This window comes from Pseudoalteromonas sp. MMG033, from assembly GCF_057197785.1.
Genome location: NZ_CM170070.1, coordinates 2438576 through 2455509, shown reverse-complemented (window position 1 = coordinate 2455509; position 16934 = coordinate 2438576). Strand labels below are relative to the sequence as shown.

Sequence of the window (16934 nt, the reverse complement as noted above, 5' to 3'; positions counted from 1 at the left end):
TGAAAATAAATCGAGCTCATTGAAAAGTATAAACATAATGGCTAATAGTTATTTAAGGCTACCAACTCAAGTCTTCCTAAAAGTTAATCAACGACTCAACTAAAATAAATTTAATCCAAGCCGAACGGCATGCTTAAAAATAAAAACCGCTTTATTAATAAAGCGGTTTTTATAAATAATGCTCAAACTGGCTCGCTCACAGCATCATATCCACTGTGCAAAGCGACCACTTAACTCAAACCCCCAGAGTAATCCAGCCGTGCCGCCGATGACGCCAAATCCCCAACCTAACATGCCAAATTTATTTTGCTTTGAGAGCTGTTTGTATGCGAGCTCATCACCTTGCGCTTGTTGAACGATCCGCTGCTTATTTGCCACAGCCATGATCACAGTAAAGCGGGTCACACCAATCAATAAAAATACATAGCTTAAGGTGGGGAATAGCCAACCTGCACTAAATTGATAAGCCAATACCATCAGCAGCGCACTGACAACTATCCATGCATTGGTGAGCCTACGAGCGCGATGTAATTTGGCCACCACTTTAGGGTCATCAAAATGTTTAAGCGCTCTTTTGGCACTGATATCATTGGCAAGCAAAGCCATCGCCCCACCAGCCACCGCACCGCCGAAAATACTCGCTAGCTTCCATAGCCATGAGGCTTGAGATTGTGTCGCAGCACCGAGCGTTGCCGCAGCAACTGGAGAGGAAGTGACGGCAAGGGATAAAACCAGCGATGACAGCCCAACCGGTGCGGTCGCTAAGATCAGTTTGCCATAGTTCGCCATCATTTGGCTTTTAAGTTGCGTGCGCACACGCTCCAAACGCTTTCTCAGTGTGCTTTCACTGACCCCTAGTAAGGCACTCACGTGCGCTGTACTTTGACCTTCTCGATAATAGAGTAAAACCGCCTCTTTGCTATCATCAGGCAATTTATCTAAAAAGTGATACAGCAGCGCTGATTGCTGTTTCTTAATCAGCATATCATCTAACTCGCTTGCACCATCAACTAATTGTTGCAGAACCCGTTCGGCCTGTGCTGAACTCACCTGCTTATGTGATACCGCCCCCTGATCGCGAAGGTGGTTGATGGCTGTATAGCGCGTTAACTGCCTTATCCAAGGTAAAATACTGGCGTTACTTTTTAGCTCTCCCAGCTTGTGCCATGCCTTAATAAACACCTTTTGACTGACATCTTCACTGTGTGCAACATCTTTGGTGATTGCCAATGCAATGCTACTCACCACGCCAGATAGCCGCTCTACCAAAACAGAAAATGCTTTTTTATCGCCCGCTTTTGCACTCTCCACCAATTGAATAAGCTGACTTTCAACATCCATCGCATTTTCTCCTTGCATCGAAACCGGTACGTACGCCTTTGACTCTATCATAACTTTTCCTTCCAACTGTCGTTATAAATAAAGTCACCGCCAAGAAGATAACTGTGACAAAAATTTAAGGGTTTATTTTTTAAAAGTAAAAAATGAAAGATAAGAAACTTATTTTACCGGACAATGAATAACAAAGTGGGCACCTGATTGCGCCTTTGTTTGCAGCGCTATTTTGCCACCAAACTCTTGGTTAATGATGTTGTATACGCGGCTCAAACCAAGTCCACTGCTTCCCTTGCCAAGCGCTTGTCCAGCAAATGGCACAAAAATATTGCTCGCCATAGCCTGCTCAATACCACAGCCGTCATCACCGTACGTCAGTATGATCATGCGTTTGTTTTGTGCAAACTGTGCGTTTATCTGAATATTCCCTGAAGGCATGTCAATAAAGCCATGTTTGAGTGAGTTGTCAATCAGCTTGCTCAGTACTTCATCCATGGCCTCGGCGGGCCCCGACAGCATCATACCTGGTTCTAGTTCCAAACTACATGTCACTTGCCTATCGGCAAATTTGGCGGCATATTTTTCGATGATACTAGTAACTAACTCAGACAAAGAAAATATACGCGATGTAGCTGGATCCGTTTCGTGTCGATAACCTAAGCCTTGAAACTTTTCACTCAATTTCAGTAAATGTACCAAGCTAGCATGATTAGACTGCAAACTCTGTTCAATGACATCTAAGACTCTCAATAATTCCGACTTTTTCAGTTGTTCATTGTCTATCGTCTTGAGTAGCCCCGCTAGCTGCGACTGCATCACTGATTCTGCTGTGGCGATATTGCCAAGTGGCGTGTTTATCTCGTGGGCCATGCCCACCACCATACTGGTCATTGACGCCATTTTCTCTGCTTCAACTAACTCTTGTTGTGTTTGCGTCAGTGCCTGCAATGACGCCTCTAATGCCACCGTCTTATCCGTCAAATCTTGATTTGTTGCTTGTAATTCTGCGGTCTTCAATGCAACTTTTTCATCTAGCGTCAAATTCGCGACTTTCAACTTTTGCTCAGCCTCTTTGAGCTCCGTAATATCTGTGATCACTCCTTCAATACTTTGCTGATTATCGCTGTAACCACCGCGCTCTATCATCCAGCGAATACCGCCATCACGGTGAATCACCCGGTAAATCACTTTAAATCGACCACTATTTGCCAACTCATCTTGGATCACCTGCCATACCATGCCTTGATCATCTGGATAAATAATGTCAGCAAACGCAAGCGCTTTATTTTGAATAAAATCCTCGGCAATATACCCAGTTGCAGACTCTATCGCGCCGTTCAAGTACATCATGGTCCAGTACTTATCATTTTTACAGCGATAGACAATTGAAGGGATTTTATCTACCAAGGTTTCATAGCGCAGTTTCTCATCAGACAAGATCTGCGACATATCTTGCAGATGTTTGACATAAGCTTTGTTACGGCGGTGAAAAAACGCAAACAACAAAGTCAGAATCATGACCTCTGCTGCAATACTGATAAATGCCATCGTTTGCACTGCAATAAAGGCTTGCTCAATTTTATCAATCGCGGGTTGCAAGGGCATAGACGTTAATAATACCCAACCTTTTGACTCAATAATTGACATCGTAAAGAGCCGAGATTTATGAGCCAAATAGGCTGTCTCATGTGACCATAACTTTTGATAGGCTTCATACCAGATCCCTTGCTCAACCGCTTCAAAACCCGCTCTTTGCTCTGTTTGTACCAAATGAGTGATGTCTGACGCGACAATGTCACTTTTTTCATTAAGCAAAATAAAGCTGCTTTGCTGAGCACCTTTTAACAGCTTGGCATTATCTAACAAGCTTTGCAGTGTAATGTCATGACCGACATTGCCGTACCAAATACCATCGACATAAACAGGCGTGACCGCTGATAACATAAGTAGTTCGGGAATGGGATCTTCAATTAATGGCGTCCAGTATGTGCCAGGAGGCGCATCTGAGGTAAGCCATGGGGTGCCTTTGTAACTGAAGCCTGCTTTTGCTTTAAACACGAAATCAGGCTCATCTGGCCAAAAAATAACGATACCGCCCGCTTCATTCATAAACCAAGTATCAGAGAATTGATTCGACAGCGCCCCTTGACCAAACGTCTCCACCGTCTGTTTAGCAATCAGTAACCGTCTTGTTTGCAGCGCAGACAAGTCGGTGCCCACAGGTAAATAAACCCCTGCTTGCTCTTGCCCATTAAAGCCCTCCATGCGCGAACGAATAGAGCCATCCGGATATGGTTGAATAAGATCGGTGAACTTTTGAGTGGGATTAACATCTGCGCTTTTGAAATTAGACTGAAGGGCGCTTGCCAGCCTAGTCGATGAGTCTGCGGCGTACTGCAACCGTTGTTCGATTTGCTCAGCAATAAACGCCGCCTGCCATGCCCGCTGCTCTTTTATTTCATACAGCTCTTTATCAATTAACTTAGATTGCTCTAACATGCTGTAATACAGCAATATAGTTAACACCAAGACTGCTGATATTGCAGGCACAAACCACGGCGTCGAGCGGTATTTTACACCCATAGCCGCCCTATCTATTTACAGACCAAAACGGCTAACAAACTTAATCGACAACAATTCATAAACCATCTAACCACCTATGCATTTACTTAATCATTGCCAAAATTAGCCAATTTTCAAATTAATCCTGTAACTCCTTGATTAAATCATTGTCATCGAGCAAATAAAAAATCTTCACTTAGCCATGCTATAACCTGCATCATCGCTAGGATATGGAATAGATGCCGTTGCGGCACCTTCACTATTTTAAAGTCAGCCCATGGATCGTCATCATCGCACGACCGCCCGCTTTATCGGTTAAATCAGGCACAAAATACAGCGCAGAAACAGAAGCCGTTACTATGCCTTTATCTTGTGACCAATTAGGTGTCCAATCTGGTCGAGCAAACTGCTCAAGGGTGACCTGCTGCGTTTTCGGCTCAAGAGCCTTTGGCAAAACTACCTGATAATGCGCGTAGCTTTTATCACCATCGCCACCATATTCAGTTTGCGACAGCTTAATCACTAACGGCTTATCACTTTGATAAGTGACTTCAATGGTGGTTAAATCAGTTAAGTTGCCCTTAGGAATATCGTAAATAAGTTCTACCCACGAGTTATTTTGCTTATCAACTCTTGGAACGCGATCAAAGCCAATTTTAACTCGGTCATCCCGTACAAGAGGCTCATCCAAAATCACTTGGCTGCCATGAGGATCGGTCGCATAGCGCCAATTGTTAGCATCAAAAGAAGGGACAGTTTGCATACCGGAGCAACCTACCAGTAACAAACCACTCAAAAAAGACAGTGCGCGCATTATGCTCTCCTTGTTTATTTTCACACCGATAATAAATCAATCACCGTGTTTATACAGTTAATTGCGTCTAGCCACAGCACAAACCCGATAAATCAAAATCATCATTATGTTCTGGCCACCGCCACAAGCTGTTCACGAAACCACTTGATCGCCTGTTCATCTTTATTTTTAATATGCCAATATACTTTCATGGCATAACTTTTCATCGGAATCGGTGTTTCGAATTGAGAGATTTGAAATTGCTTACTTATCGCATCAAGAAAACGCCTTGGTGCAGTAAAAATGGCATCACTTTGCTCAACGATGTATGGCGCACTTGAGAAATTAGCGACCTTGTACTGCACAGTCCGTGAAAGACCATGCTCATTTAACGCATCATCCACCATGCCTCGGGTGTCTTTGCCAGTGCCCGCGAGCAAATGAGGGTACTGACAAAACAACTTAATATCTTGCGGATTTGCCAATATTGGATGGTCATTTTTTACCACCGAGACAAAATCATCACGATATAGGGTTGTCACCATCAAGCTCGGGTGGCTGGACTCAACCACACTAATTGAAAAGTCTACTTCACCGCTTTCAATTTGACTGGCCAACCCACGTTTATCCAACTTGGTGAATACAACCCTCACTTGCGGTGCAATCTTTGCTAAGTGGGTAATCAATGGTGCTGATAAGGCTTGCTCTACAAGGTCACTCGTGGCGATATAAAATGTTCGTGTCGAGGTTGTCGGTTCAAACTGCTCTTGAAAGAGAATATTCTTTTCAAAGTCGTTCAACCAACGATTAAGTTGCGGCTTTAATGTCTCTGCACGAGGCGTCATGACTAACTGGTTACCTTGGCGGATCACCAGCGAATCATTAAAACTATGGCGCAGCTTTTTGAGTGTATGGCTCACCGCCGACTGTGTCAGCCCCGCTCTCTCGCCTGCTCGAGTTAAGTTTTTTGTCTCGAATATAATCTGCAACAATCTCAATTGATTCAATTCGATATCTGAAATATTAGCCATACCACCATTCAACTATTAATCATGCTCATAACTATATTATGTCAATTAATTTCATTAATGAAGACTAAATTCATAAGCTGTGTGACATCAAACGAATACACAGTTTCAAAAATAGGAAGCACCATGAAATTAAAAACACTACTGGCACTAAGCACATTGACTTTAAGCCCAATCGCGCTGGCTGACGACATCTTGGTTGTGATGTCAGATACCGCACAAATGACCCTCAAAAATGGCACCGAATACAAAACGGGTGTGTACCTCAATGAGCTAATGGAGCCTGTTAAACTCTTTCTAGAAGCAGGTCACACCTTAACCTTTGCCTCACCAAAAGGCATGGCCCCAAGATTAGACCCAGTATCTGATACCGCTGATCACTTTTTAGATACCAGCAAAGCAAATTACACAGCGCATAAAGCGTTATTCAATCAACTGATGATCGATGATAAGTCACACAGTCCTGTGGTGAGCTTCTCTCGTATTGAGCAAATTGGTATCGAGCAATTTGACGCCGTATTTGTACCGGGTGGACATGCGCCGCTGGGAGATCTGGTTGCCAATCCACAGCTAGGCAAATTCTTAAAACATTTTAACTCAGCGCAAAAACCAACAGGATTGGTTTGCCATGGCCCAGTAGCGCTGCTCTCCGCATTGCCTAATGCAGCTGAGTTTGAAACACAGATGAAGCAAAACAAAGATGCTAAACCTGCAAAGGGCTGGGTGTATGCAGACTATCAAATGACCACGTTTAGTAACTCAGAAGAGACTGTCGCAACGAAATATTATCTAGGCGGCGATGAACTACACTATTGGCCGCAGGATGCCTTAACCAAAGCGGGCGGTAAATACTCTCGTGGTGAACAAGATTGGCATCCACATATTGTTGTTGACCGCGAGCTCATTACAGGTCAAAACAACAAGTCTTCTGTCGGTGTAGCAAAAGCCTTACTAAAACAACTTGAGCAATAACCCGTCATTTTGAAGATAAAGCGTGCCTCGGCACGCTTTTTTTGTTTCTACTGTACGCGCCCTTACTTCCAAAACCTATGTACTCAATGGCACGTCGCTCTCTTACATCAACTGCAATCAATCACTTTGCAATTTTGATTGAATTAAACCTCATATGCATACCCGACACACTTGGCTCACCCACTGCGAATTAATATTACTAATACCTGAATAAAAGCAATTAATTTCATTAATACCTCTAACATCGATAATCTAAACGCAATTCAACAGAGAGCTAATTTTGGAGTAAAGATATGACACAGTCTGTTTTAGTTACCGGTTCTAACAGTGGTTTTGGATACCTGATCGCAAACACCCTTGTTCGCCAAGGTTTTAAAGTGGTGGGAACAATGCGTGACCCTCAAGGGCGCAATGCATCGATTGCAAACGAGCTCAAAGCTAACGGCATAATTGTAATTGACCTTGATGTCACCAATGATAAAAGCGTGACTGAGGGCGTCGCTTTAGCCATCGAGCAAGCTGGACATATTGATGTTGTGATTAATAACGCTGGCGTGGGCACATTGGGCTGGCAAGAAAGCTTTGATATTGATGACTTCAAAAAAGTATTCGACATCAATGTATTTGGCGTACAGCGTATGACGCGTGCGATATTAGGGCACATGAAACAGCGTGGTAGCGGTACACTTATTCAAGTATCAAGTATTCTAGGTCAGTTTGTATTGCCATTTTTGGGCTCTTACAATGCCACCAAGCACGCCGTGGAAGGGCTGGCTGAAAACTACAGAGTAGAGCTTTCTCAATTCGGTATCCAATCTCTTATTGTACAGCCAGGTGGTTTTGGTACCGACTTTGGCGCAAATCTATTGCGTTCAAGTGATAAAGCAGTCACACAAAGCTATGGTGAGTTTGCCGATGCCCCCGAGCAAATGTGGGCAGGTACTGAAGCCGGACACGATGCGGATACTGCTCCTAGTCCACAAATGGTTGCCGACGCAGTACTGGAATTATTGAAGACACCAGCAGCGGAACGTCCGTTTAGAACCACAGTGGATGGCTCAGGACTTAACCCAGTCATTGAAGCAACCAATCAAGCAAGAGAAGCGGCGATGCAACATATTTATAAGCTATATGAAATGGATCACCTGCTGACATTAAAGCAAAACTAGACCCCCACCTTCCTCGTAGTCCCCCCTTGACTACGAGGTCTAATTATTAATTTAACTCTGTCATATGATGTTTAAATACCGCCTCTAATTCATCCATTTTAAATGGCTTACCCAGATGACCATTCATGCCAACTGCTAGGTATTTGTCCACTTCAGATTGCATAACATTTGCCGTAAGCGCGACGATTTTTAGTTGCTCCGCAGTATATTTTTCACGTATGCATTTGGTTGCTTCAACCCCGTCCATAACTGGCATCTGAATGTCCATAAATACAATATCAAAACGACCTTGCTGCTTTGTGATTGTGTTCACCGCCGCTTGACCGTCTTGTGCGACTTCAACCTCAACACCTGTAATACGTCCCAATAGCTTGAGCGCAACGATCCTGTTGATTTCATTGTCTTCAACCAGCAGTACTCGCATACTGTTACCTTGCAGCACATCAGAGCTCACATCTTGGGACTTTTTACCTTGCTGCTTATCTGTGACTTCCGAATTTAGCTGTTTTGGCTGCTTTTTCGGCTGCGGCGTCACTGTTTCCGTTGTCAGCGCTTCAATCAAATCTCTTTTTAATAGCGGCTTGTACAAGATCGGAAAACCCGACTCAGTTTCAATGCTCTCTCTGGTATGGGCTGTATAAATCACGACTTTTTTAGGCAAGTTGTTTTGCTCATTGAGCTTATTTAATAGCTCATTGGCTTCGCAATCGGGCAAAACCCAATCGACTAATAAAGTATCAAATGCCTGCACTGTTAATATAGATTGCGCATCTTGTCCGGTCGTCACCCCCGTCACTTGCAGCCCTATCGAGTGTGCGATATTTTTACTTATCTCTAAATAGATAGGGTCATCTTCAACAATTAAAATTGAGCCAGATAACATCTGATGCTCAATCTCTGCTTGAGGATCGGTGACAAGTTTAAGAGGCAGTTTCACCGAGAATTGAGAGCCTTTTCCCAACTCACTGCGTACCAGGATTTCCCCTCCCATTAACTCTGCAAGCAGCTTGCAAATGGTCAATCCAAGTCCCGTACCACCATATTTTCGTGTGGTCGACGACTCAGCCTGTGTAAAGCGCTCAAATAACTGATCCACTTTGTCTGCCGCAATTCCGATGCCAGTATCTTCAATGGCGACCAATACCCAGACCTTATCCCCTTCTTGCTGCTGTTGCTTTACCCTGAGTGTAATCGTTCCCTCCTCAGTGAATTTGACCGCATTCGATGCAAAGTTCAGCATAATTTGATTAATTCTAACCGGATCACCAATATACTGTTTGCTCAGTGCTGGGTCTAAATCAAAAACCAGTTTCACACCTTTAGTATTGGCTAGTGGGGTAATTAAAGACCGTAAATTATCCAACAAGTCCTCAAATTGAAACGGCACATGCTCAATATGCAGCTTTTTAGACTCAATTTTAGAAAAGTCCAAAATGTCATTAATAATGGTGGTCAGCGCATTGGCTGAGAAGCGCACCTTCTCAAGGTAGTTGCGCTGCACACCCGTTAGCTCTGTTGAGAGTAAAATATCTGTTAGGCCCAAAATCCCGTTCATTGGCGTACGAATTTCATGAGACATGTTAGACACAAACAGAGATTTCGTTTCTGCAGCTTGGTTCGCCATAAAATTCGCTTGTTTTAAGTCAACTAACAGGCGAGCGAGTGCAAGAATAATCAGTAAAAAAATCACGCAAATAAGTAACAAAATAGCACGCATCATTTGCCACTTAACAGTATCAATTGACTGAGAGACACCATTGATATCACGCAAGATAACCATCGCAGCATCGCTTTGTTGAATGGGCACAAGTAAATTTGATGCTTTAAGTGCATTTTCCAACACAAACTCGATATGCAACCGTAGTACTCTCAGTTTGGGCGCTTGAGACTCTATTTGCCTGAGCTGAGATACCAAAATGGATAACTGGTGGTTAACACCATCAACCACTGTCACAGAATTGGTGACATGGAGATTAGAAACCAGCGCAACACTGCTGCTGATCAACGCTTGTGTATCTGCATCAAACTCATCTTTTGCCAACTCAAGTTGGGCAATATATCGATATGATGTTTTCAACATGGATGCCAATTGCATATAGGTATCTATGGTATTTTTAAACTCGTCCAGTGACGACTTAAGCTCGTTACTTAATCTTGAATTAAGCGTGAGCTCATTGATCACGCGTTCAAACTCTAACTGCTTCTGAGCATGTCTATCAAAGTGATAGACATTGCGGTCCATTGCAGAAAAAGTCTCCAGAGACAACTCCGTCGCGATGCCTTGAAGCTGCCTTTTCAACTTAAGCTCTTGCTCATGGTGCGCACTAATAAAATAAGCATCAATTGCCTGAGCGCCAAACATCCAAATGAGTACTAGCAAACATCCTTCTATTAAATATTTCACTCGGCTAAAGACCTCGGCAACTCACCTGAAAATGATTGCAGCAACGCCTCAATATCCGCAACATCCTCATCACTTAAATCCAAACCCAATTGACCTCTTGCCATAATGCGGATCGCATCAGACAAACTGTCAACCGATCCATTATGAAAATAGGGAGCGGTCAACGCTACATTACGTAAACTGGGCACTTTAAAAACGTACTTATCTTGTGGGTTTTGAGTCAATTCATAGCGCCCGAAGTCATCGAGCAACTGAGCCGGCACTTTATCTAAGCGCCCCACTTTTTGATATAAGTTCCCACCTATATTTCGTCCTTGATGGCAAGTCACGCAACCGTATGATACAAACTTGTCATACCCTCGCTGCTGCTGAAGCGTCAAAGCACTGCGGTTGCCAAGCAAAAAGTCATCAATTGGGCTGTTTTGAGAAATAAGAGACGCCTCAAATGCGACTAAGGCTTTGATAATATTGTCTGCTGTGATCCCATCGCTTGAAACTGCATTAAAGCTTTTTACAAATCCAGGTTGGCCACTGAGTTTTTTTATCACCTCTTGCCAGTTAGTACCCATTTCCATCGGGTTATGGATAGGCTCGGGTGTTTGCGACTCTAAATTTGGGCTACGACCATCCCAAAATTGCCTAAAATTGAGTACGGAATTAATCACAGTAGGAGAGTTACGGGTACCAAGTTGTTGCTTAATACCAACCGACACAGGAAAACCATCATCTCCGCCATTGTAAAGGTCATGACATGATGCACAAGATACTGTGTTATCCGATGAAAGTAAGGGGCTTTTGAATAAAGCTTTTCCTAATTGCGCCCATGCGACATCATACTCTTTGACCACAGGTAAGGGTTGGATAGGAGCATCTACGCTCAATTCTTGGTAAATAATTTCTGTAGAATGAACCTCTTCATCCTGTTGCCATTGATGCTGCTGTGATGCTTTGAACTTTGCAAAAAGCACAGTCACGATGATAAGCAAACACACAGTTACAAACACCACATATCTACTACTCATAACGCATCCTTGGTACCTATCCTAATTAGTTTGACCATGCAACCAAGTATAGACAGTAGCAAACACTTTAACTGGAATTTTAAAATAAATCACATACGTGACTGAGTTATGGCACGAGAGTAAGGTATTGCAGGGGTGAGGTAGTAATAGGGTATTGTATATCTACAATCCCCTATTAAGTGACCTTAAGAAAGGCTTATGATTTATCCACCTAAAGTTTAAGCAAATGCCGCATACACATTTCTCTGACCGGACAAAGGGGTCCAATTCGTCGAAGAGTGCGTCCAAGTCATATTATTAAAGATTGCACATTCATTGGGTGCTAATTTTAAGTCTAAGTGTGTGTCGAATAGCGATAAACAATCAAACTTCGAGTCCCACACCCGACGTGTCGCAGCATTATCGACGTCGCTAAGACCACCGCCTAACGGCGTTTTCAATAACTGTAATTGCGCCAACAGTTGGTAATATGCTTCACCTGACGCTTTATCATAGCTTGCTACACTGTCCCAGTAACTGTAGACGTTTTTATTCAATACTTTTGAGTAAGTGGGATGTAGCGAACTCAGTACATTATATGCTTTAATATTTAAACCACTTTGCGCAGTTACTCCCATCGCGGCCAAATCGACCTCACTGAGTATAATGTCATCTGGCATCAATTTATCCTGTGCAAGATCGATATTAAACATCCCTTTGACATACTCGATCTGTTGCCGATTAGGTACAAAGCCAGCCAAATCCACTTTGATGCAATACTCTTTCTGAGTCGCCCACAGCGCAGGATCTTGCTTCACCTTAGATAAAACCGTCACACCACCATCTGTGGTATTTTCACTACAGTGCATAGAAGCGATTTGCATACCCGACTTCGACGTCCCTTCAGAGTGAAACGGGATAAAATGATAATCCTTTCTTTTATTTACAGTCATAAAGTACTGACTGTTTTTCTCTCTGTGGCCTCTGATTGAAGCAAATGACGCTTGCATTGCCAATGACTCTTGCAATGAAAACTGTCTACAAATTGCGCCCAGTAATCGTTCTGTATGCGTCAGTTCAACATGCGCTATTTTTACCACTTTATCTTGCTTAAGTGCTTGCACGGCGTCACGAATAACGATGCTGCTATCCGACTGACCATCAAAACTTGCCAAGTAGTTATCTACTTTAGAGGGTGCTATATCCAACATATAACCTCCTATTTATTATTATCGTATGCGCTGTACCCCAATAGAAATTAGGGTACAACTTTCGAATGTTTGCTTATGCTCTCAGAGAATGAATAACGGGCTTATTTAACACTTTTAGCAGTGGTAAAACACATGAAGACCAGCTGACAATTAAGACAATTGCAACGGCAATCACAAAGGTCACGATATCAGTCAACTGTGCTTGAACATCAAAATAACCACCCAATAGTATAGAAATTACCCCAATAGACACCATGCTTATAGCCAAACCCACGATCAAAGAGACTAGGTTTTCTCTCCATATTAAGCTGGCAATGTCTTTACGTCTGGCACCAATAGCAAGACGAGTGCCCAGCTCAAAGGTTCTTATTTGAATACCAAAACTAAAAATACCAAACAAACCTATCGCAGCCAGAGTGAAAGTTAACAGGGCCAAAATAAACGTAGAAACTGCCGTTACCAACTCAACGAAAACCAGTTGCGCTTTAGTATCCTCTAAGCTATCAAAGGCCAGTATCGCAAGTTTTCTATCACTCGCCTTAACCAACTCAGCGGCCTCTTTTTGCGTTAACGTCACGCCGTCGTGAGTTTCTATCAACATTTGCAAATACGAACTGCGTGTTGGTGAATGCACACGATAAGGCACTTCATTTCCTCTTAGCCCCTGGCGATTCTTAACCACCCCAACAACCGTGAAATAATCATCACTACCCGAAGTTAATTTAGCACCAATAACAGGACCATCTTGTGCTAATCGCTCGGCAAAAGCCTCGTTGACGATCATTAATCGTTGCCTAGATTCCACTTCTTCTTTAGTTAAATAGCGCCCCTCAACTAAAGGTTGCTTGAGTATAGAGAAGTAATTGTAATCAATCAGCTTGCCTTGAGGATAATAGTTTTCATTGGTACTCAGATCAGTGATCGCCCACATTGCCATTGGATAAAAAGGTGAATCATTGAGACTCACTTGCTTAACTTGCGGCAAGCTTTCTAAGTTACGCTTAATCAATTGCACGCTAGGTCTCAGTTCATCTCGCGACAACGTTTCTGTTGTTGCAGGTATCAATGTCAGTGCCGATACATTATCTAACTCAAAACCCAAAGGCTTTGTCAGTGTCGAAACCGACTGGCTTAAGATGATGAGATTAAAAAAGATTAAGGTAGTCGCAATGGCCACTTGACTACCAACAAGGACTTTCCTCGCTTTAGCAGACACCTGAATACCTGTACCTTTACCGCTACCTTTTAAGTTTTGAGCAAGTGCACGATAATTAATGAGACCTGCACAAATACGCGCGAACAGGGTAGATAAAAACAGGAGTAATAAAATCGCGAGACTAATCGTGACAAAATTTAATGATACTTCATTGACTCGTGGCAACCATGCATTGAGATACTCTCTAGCAATTAAAAAACCACCTTGTGCAACCAGCAGTGCCAACACACACGCCAGTCCCATAACAATGAAAGACTCCGCCCAAATTAATTGAAATAACGATTTTCTATTGGCACCGATAGACGCCAAAATTGTTAGCTTTTTGCTTTGACGAGACATGCGGGAAATATACAAGTTAGTGATGTTGCCTATGCTGATAAGCACTAAACCGATTATCCCAGCGACCAAGAAAATAATCGTACGCTGACTGTCACCTAATATCACTTCTTTCAAGGGCTTTGCGTCAACACGCACATCCCATCCTGCGAAGAACTCAAACGCAGAAACCTCTTCTCGCCAAATTGGCGAAATCAAGTCCGTGACTTTCAGCGAAGCTTGCGCTGCTGACACAGAGTCTGATTTTTTAACCAGCATAAAGTGGTTTGCATTAAAACCCTGCCAACGATTTCTTATATCTTGTGACGATGTATTAAAATCCCAGGGTAAAAACACCTTAGTGACTCGACCAGAATGCAGTAACTCTGGCTCGACAAAACTTTTTGCAATCACACCCACGATTCTAAAGTTAGTCCCACTGATTGACAGCGTGCGTTCTAGCACCTGCGGATCACCATTAAACTCCGTCTGCCACGACTCATGACTTAATACGGCCACAGGGTTGTACTCGTTAACCGTTTCATCCTTGCTAAACCATCGGCCCAGCGCCATCGTTGGAGTCAGTAAATTAAAGTACTCTGGGCTAACATACGCAACGGGGACTGTCACCTGCTCAGGGTGGCTGGTTAGCGTACTCACCCCATATGACATCAGTGCGGTTTGTTCAAAAGCGGTTTGATTGTTATAAATGTGCATTAATGTCGGGTATGGATAAGCACGGTTGTTTACCGATTTGTCTTTCTCAACAAAGCCGTGCTGAAGTAAATACAGTTTATCTTCATCCTGATAGGGAAGAGATTGCACTAAGCTCACATAACCAATGGTAAGTACAGTCAGTAAAGCACCGATGGCCAGACCCAAGGTCAACGCCACCGTTACTACAAAAGAGCGGTTGTTATTTAACGAGGCACTTGCCTGTTTGAACAAATGAATCATACGGCTTCCTTAATGGCTTGCTCAGAAACGAGCTCGCCATCTAGCAGTTGATAGCACGTCTTTGCCATACCAGCATAACGCGGATCGTGCGTTACCATACAAATGGTCACACCTGATTTATTTAACTCTTCCAACACCTGCATCACTTGGTCGCCACTTTTTGAGTCCAAGTTACCAGTTGGCTCATCCACCAGTAATATACTCGGCTTGGCAACTAACGCCCGCGCGATGGCCACGCGCTGCTGTTGCCCACCTGATAGCTGGTTTGGTTTATGGTCTTGGCGATGACTCATATCCACTAACTCTAAGCATTCGGTGACTCGAGACACAATTTCAGACTCTGGTATTTTTTTCTCGTTATAGCGCAAGGGTAGCGCAACATTCTCAAACACCGAAAGCTCATCAATGAGGTTAAAAGATTGAAATATAAATCCAATCTTTTCATTGCGAATAGCCGCGGCTTCATCAAGAGAAAGTGTCGTAACATCTTCCCCTTCAATTAAATATTTACCATCCGTTGAAAAGTCCAATAAGCCTAAAATAGATAGTAAAGTTGATTTACCACACCCTGACGGGCCTGAAATAGATACATATTCACCAGCAGTAATTTCTAAATCAACGGCTTTTAATGCATAGGTATCCATGCTTTCTGTTTCGTAGATTTTTGAGATTCCACGCAATTCTATTTTTTTATCCATTCTTTCTCTCAATTCTTTATTTTATTTGTAGCGTATTTTTAGTGCGTACCGCATCAGGCACACCCGAAATGATGTACCTTGCACCTTCTTCAACACGAGATGAAATTTCAACAATACTGCCCGCAACTCGACCTAATGTAACCTCTTCTCGAACCGCCTTAGTTCCGCCATCTAGCACTTTATGTAAATACATGGTGCCCTGCTCTTGGGCATTTGTAGGCCGTTCAATATAAAAAGTATCAGCCACTTGCTCAGCAATAATTCGACCATTAATATTCAATTGAGGTCGTGCACTGCTTGGTAATTCACCCAACAATTCGACCTCGACCGTGACCGTATTGTCCTCAACAATTGGGTCGATCCGCACTACCTTTCCAGAGATGTCATCGCGCTGTATTCTGACTTCTGCTTGTTGTCCAATGACAACTTTCTGTGCCTGTGTTTGTGGTACTCGGATCAAAGCACGCAGCGCATCTACGCTACCGATAAGCGCAATTTCTTGACCAATCGTCAGAGACTGGCCGAGGCTCACTGGCAGCCTTTGCAACACTCCATGCATACCCGCACGAATAATTAATCGCTCCATATTTTGCTCAACAACAGTGAGTCTAGATTTGGCTAAGTCAACACGTGTTTGTTCTACTTTAATAGACTGAGTATGTACATGCTTAAGTTGTTCAATCCTACTTGCAATGAGGCCTAGGCGTTTGAACAACTGCTTTTCTTGCAACTGCCCACTGGTATAATCAAACTGAGAAATAATGCCTTGCTCAACCAACTCTTCTTGCGCTTCTTGTCTTAACTTGGCTGTTTCATATAGAGCTTGTAATTCTTCTTGCTGGCCACGCTCCAAAAGCAGCTCACGCTCTTGTGAGGCTTTTAGCTGATTGTAGTCTGCCTTCGCCATTTCAAGTGTTTGCTGCGCCGCAAATAACTCTTGTTCCAGTTCTGGATTTTCCAACCGGACAATTTCCGAATCAGGATTAACCTGAGCACCGGGTTTGAGTAATATTTCTTTTACTGTCGCTGGCGTCCTCGAAGTGATCAACAAATGGTGTTCAGATTCCAAAATCCCAAAACCATCCACTGTTATTTCGATATCACCGCGCTTCACTTGGCTAATGAGGATCTCGTCAGCTCGCACTTCATGGGTATCGCCACTAAACAGATAAACGAGCAACAGCAAGAAAATAACAGCTAACAGAGTGATGGTTACTTTCCTATCCGGTAAGGGGCTTTTCTTTTGCTTTTTCTCTTTGATCACATCCATAAC

Annotated in this window: 12 protein-coding genes; 2 read left to right on the top strand and 10 right to left on the bottom strand. The window is 43.2% G+C overall.

The window, feature by feature from the left end:
• Positions 1–204 precede the first annotated feature (204 nt).
• The 4 genes from AC2CZC_RS10605 to AC2CZC_RS10590 all read right to left on the bottom strand — a co-directional run bounded on the left by AC2CZC_RS10605 (position 205) and on the right by AC2CZC_RS10590 (position 5721).
• Positions 205–1392: an RNA polymerase sigma factor gene (locus AC2CZC_RS10605; RefSeq protein ID WP_484584805.1), complete on the bottom strand. Its 1188-nt coding sequence runs from the start codon at positions 1390–1392 to the stop codon at positions 205–207.
• Between the two features lie 108 nt (positions 1393–1500).
• Entirely contained in the window at positions 1501–3918 is a 2418-nt protein-coding gene (locus AC2CZC_RS10600; protein WP_484584804.1) for an ATP-binding protein, read from the bottom strand.
• Positions 3919–4156: 238 nt separating this feature from the next.
• Positions 4157–4711, bottom strand: coding sequence for a hypothetical protein (locus tag AC2CZC_RS10595; protein ID WP_484584803.1), 555 nt, complete (start codon positions 4709–4711; stop codon positions 4157–4159).
• A gap of 104 nt (positions 4712–4815) precedes the next feature.
• Positions 4816–5721: a LysR family transcriptional regulator gene (locus AC2CZC_RS10590; protein ID WP_484584802.1), complete on the bottom strand. Its 906-nt coding sequence runs from the start codon at positions 5719–5721 to the stop codon at positions 4816–4818.
• Positions 5722–5844: 123 nt separating this feature from the next.
• On the opposite strand from AC2CZC_RS10590, the gene AC2CZC_RS10585 reads away from it, so the two are divergent.
• A complete protein-coding gene (locus AC2CZC_RS10585) occupies positions 5845–6690 on the top strand; it encodes a type 1 glutamine amidotransferase domain-containing protein (protein ID WP_484584801.1) in 846 nt (281 codons plus the stop codon).
• A gap of 293 nt (positions 6691–6983) precedes the next feature.
• A complete protein-coding gene (locus AC2CZC_RS10580) occupies positions 6984–7859 on the top strand; it encodes an SDR family oxidoreductase (RefSeq protein ID WP_484584800.1) in 876 nt (291 codons plus the stop codon).
• A 46-nt stretch (positions 7860–7905) separates the two neighbouring features.
• On the opposite strand, the gene AC2CZC_RS10575 is transcribed toward AC2CZC_RS10580, so the two are convergent.
• From AC2CZC_RS10575 to AC2CZC_RS10550, 6 genes are all read right to left on the bottom strand, one after another.
• Positions 7906–10239 carry a response regulator gene (locus AC2CZC_RS10575; RefSeq protein WP_484584799.1) on the bottom strand — a complete coding sequence of 778 codons (2334 nt, stop codon included), beginning with the start codon at positions 10237–10239 and terminating at the stop codon, positions 7906–7908.
• 20 nt (positions 10240–10259) lie between these two features.
• Entirely contained in the window at positions 10260–11285 is a 1026-nt protein-coding gene (locus tag AC2CZC_RS10570) for a cytochrome-c peroxidase (RefSeq protein ID WP_484584798.1), read from the bottom strand.
• Between the two features lie 218 nt (positions 11286–11503).
• Complete coding sequence (locus AC2CZC_RS10565; RefSeq protein ID WP_484584797.1) at positions 11504–12475, bottom strand: hypothetical protein; 972 nt, start codon at positions 12473–12475, stop codon at positions 11504–11506.
• 73 nt (positions 12476–12548) lie between these two features.
• Positions 12549–14963: an ABC transporter permease gene (locus tag AC2CZC_RS10560; RefSeq protein WP_484584796.1), complete on the bottom strand. Its 2415-nt coding sequence runs from the start codon at positions 14961–14963 to the stop codon at positions 12549–12551.
• Entirely contained in the window at positions 14960–15661 is a 702-nt protein-coding gene (locus tag AC2CZC_RS10555) for an ABC transporter ATP-binding protein (RefSeq protein ID WP_484584795.1), read from the bottom strand. The genes AC2CZC_RS10560 and AC2CZC_RS10555 overlap by 4 nt, the downstream gene beginning before the upstream one ends.
• A 16-nt stretch (positions 15662–15677) precedes the next feature.
• On the bottom strand, positions 15678–16931 hold the full coding sequence (locus tag AC2CZC_RS10550; RefSeq protein WP_484584794.1) for an efflux RND transporter periplasmic adaptor subunit: 1254 nt from the start codon (positions 16929–16931) through the stop codon (positions 15678–15680).
• Positions 16932–16934: the final 3 nt, after the last annotated feature.

Excerpts from the sequence above, each read along its gene's own strand:
- AC2CZC_RS10605 (WP_484584805.1), bottom strand. The coding sequence starts at position 1,392 with ATGATAGAGTCAAAGGCGTACGTACCGGTTTCGATGCAAGGAGAAAAT.
- AC2CZC_RS10600 (WP_484584804.1), bottom strand. The coding sequence starts at position 3,918 with ATGGGTGTAAAATACCGCTCGACGCCGTGGTTTGTGCCTGCAATATCA.
- AC2CZC_RS10595 (WP_484584803.1), bottom strand. The coding sequence starts at position 4,711 with ATGCGCGCACTGTCTTTTTTGAGTGGTTTGTTACTGGTAGGTTGCTCC.
- AC2CZC_RS10590 (WP_484584802.1), bottom strand. The coding sequence starts at position 5,721 with ATGGCTAATATTTCAGATATCGAATTGAATCAATTGAGATTGTTGCAG.
- AC2CZC_RS10585 (WP_484584801.1), top strand. The coding sequence starts at position 5,845 with ATGAAATTAAAAACACTACTGGCACTAAGCACATTGACTTTAAGCCCA.
- AC2CZC_RS10580 (WP_484584800.1), top strand. The coding sequence starts at position 6,984 with ATGACACAGTCTGTTTTAGTTACCGGTTCTAACAGTGGTTTTGGATAC.
- AC2CZC_RS10570 (WP_484584798.1), bottom strand. The coding sequence starts at position 11,285 with ATGAGTAGTAGATATGTGGTGTTTGTAACTGTGTGTTTGCTTATCATC.
- AC2CZC_RS10565 (WP_484584797.1), bottom strand. The coding sequence starts at position 12,475 with ATGTTGGATATAGCACCCTCTAAAGTAGATAACTACTTGGCAAGTTTT.
- AC2CZC_RS10560 (WP_484584796.1), bottom strand. The coding sequence starts at position 14,963 with ATGATTCATTTGTTCAAACAGGCAAGTGCCTCGTTAAATAACAACCGC.
- AC2CZC_RS10555 (WP_484584795.1), bottom strand. The coding sequence starts at position 15,661 with ATGGATAAAAAAATAGAATTGCGTGGAATCTCAAAAATCTACGAAACA.
- AC2CZC_RS10550 (WP_484584794.1), bottom strand. The coding sequence starts at position 16,931 with ATGGATGTGATCAAAGAGAAAAAGCAAAAGAAAAGCCCCTTACCGGAT.